Origin of the sequence: Alistipes sp. CAG:268, assembly GCA_000434235.1 — a bacterium.
In the GTDB taxonomy this organism is placed as follows: Bacteria; Bacteroidota; Bacteroidia; order Bacteroidales; family Rikenellaceae; genus Alistipes; species Alistipes avistercoris.
Genome location: FR891990.1, coordinates 1 through 1657, shown reverse-complemented (window position 1 = coordinate 1657; position 1657 = coordinate 1). Strand labels below are relative to the sequence as shown.

Annotated in this window: 1 protein-coding gene; it reads right to left on the bottom strand. The window is 54.3% G+C overall.

Annotated elements, in window-relative coordinates; genetic code table 11:
- Nucleotides 1-88: 88 nt before the first annotated feature.
- On the bottom strand, nt 89-1312 hold the full coding sequence (locus QZL63_RS04180) for a site-specific integrase (RefSeq protein WP_022308074.1): 1224 nt from the start codon (nt 1310-1312) through the stop codon (nt 89-91).
- Between the last annotated feature and the right edge of the window lie 345 nt (nt 1313-1657).

The following is a 1657-nucleotide window of genomic DNA, read 5'->3' as shown; positions in this document are numbered from 1 at the left end:
TACGATTTATAACGGGTATTTTCTCGATAAAAGCCTTGTTTCAAAATTTTCTTACTCTTGGTGCAATCCGAAATACAAGGATGCCGATTCATGGCGCAAATTGCTTTTCGAGCCGTTCGGACAATAACTCCATATCGTTTGCCAGCTTTGCATGGGTGAGTGTCGCATAGATCTGTGTGGTGCGTATGTTTTTGTGCCCGAGCAACTTGCAGATCGTCTCGATTGCCACCCCCTGTGACAGCGTGATGGTGGTGGCGAAGGTGTGCCGGGCGCAATGGAACGTGATGTGGCGCGATATGCCCGCCTGCTGCAGAACGACCTGCAGGCAGGCATTGCACCATCCGTTTGTGGGCAGGTCGAAAATCCGGCCGTCTTCCGGGACCGGCAGATGACGGGACAGAATCGCTTCCGCAACCGGAAACAGGCGCACGCTGACCTCTGAGGCTGTTTTGCAGCGACTCGTGCAGATCCAGATCTGCCGATCCTGATACTGGATATTCTGTGGCGTAAGCTGCCGGATGTCCACATAGGAGAGTCCCGTGAAGCATCCGAACAGAAAGGCGTCCCGAATCAGCCGTTGCGTGCGGTCGGGCAAATCCAGCCGGATCAGCCGTCGGATCTCTTCGATGGACAAATATCCGCGCGAAACCCGCTCGCTGCGGATTTTGTAGCCGGCGAACAGGTCCGCTTTCAGGTAGCCGCGGCTGCGGGCCTGCGCCAGAATGTGTTTGAGGGCGATCATGTAGATCCAGATCGTGTTCTTGCTGCAGCCGCACGCTCCCGAAATGTGGCGGTGGAAGCCGTAGAGGAACTCCCGGTCGAGCTCTCCGAACTCCAGATCATCGCGCCCGTATCGAGTCCGGATGTAACTTTCGAGGTGGTTGCAGACGCACCTATATTTATAAAAGGTGGCTTTGCTGCGGTTGATGCCCACCATGCGGCCGAACTCCTCGTTGTGGCGACGGAAAAATCCGAGCAGCTGTTCCCGGTGCTGTTCCCGACCGAAAAAGAGGTTCTTTACGGCATTCGGCGTAAGGTGTTGTGCGTGGTCGAGCAGTGATTCGTAGCACTGTTCGAGACGCATCCGGATGCGGTCGAGCCGTTCGTTGATTCGTTCGGCCGGCGCACGGCGTCCGAGCACCCGTCCCGAGTGGGGATCCCAGACCTGCGGATCGACGGACAACCGTGTGGAGAACTGCGCGCGTTCGCCGTTGATCGTGATACGGCCCATGATCGGCGCCGATCCGTTCCTGAGGAGCGCATTGCGTTTGATATAGAAGAGGATGCGGAATGTGTTCTTTGTTTCTGTCATTTCTGGAATCTCTTTTTGTCGTGTTTCATGTCTATCGTTTCCAGGACTGGATTTTTTATCCCGATTTTATTGACCGACGGTTACGGACTGGTAACCTGCAAACCCGCAGATTTGCAGCAAGAAGCTGTTAATCAGGATACAATCCGATAAAATCGGTTACCGGACAGTAACCGACACGGCAATGGCCATATGACCGCCGCTTTTGGGAAAGCTCAGGTTCAGCCGATTGCGCCGTAACGGGTGTTAAAAGCTCCGTTGAAATGTATCGTGCAGACTAACAGATGTTTGCGTCGGATACTCCCGGCTGTCGGCTTTTTATCGAGAAAATACCCGTTATAAATCGTA

Coding starts and splice junctions, on each gene's coding strand:
- QZL63_RS04180 (WP_022308074.1), bottom strand. CDS start 1,312: ATGACAGAAACAAAGAACACATTCCGCATCCTCTTCTATATCAAACGC.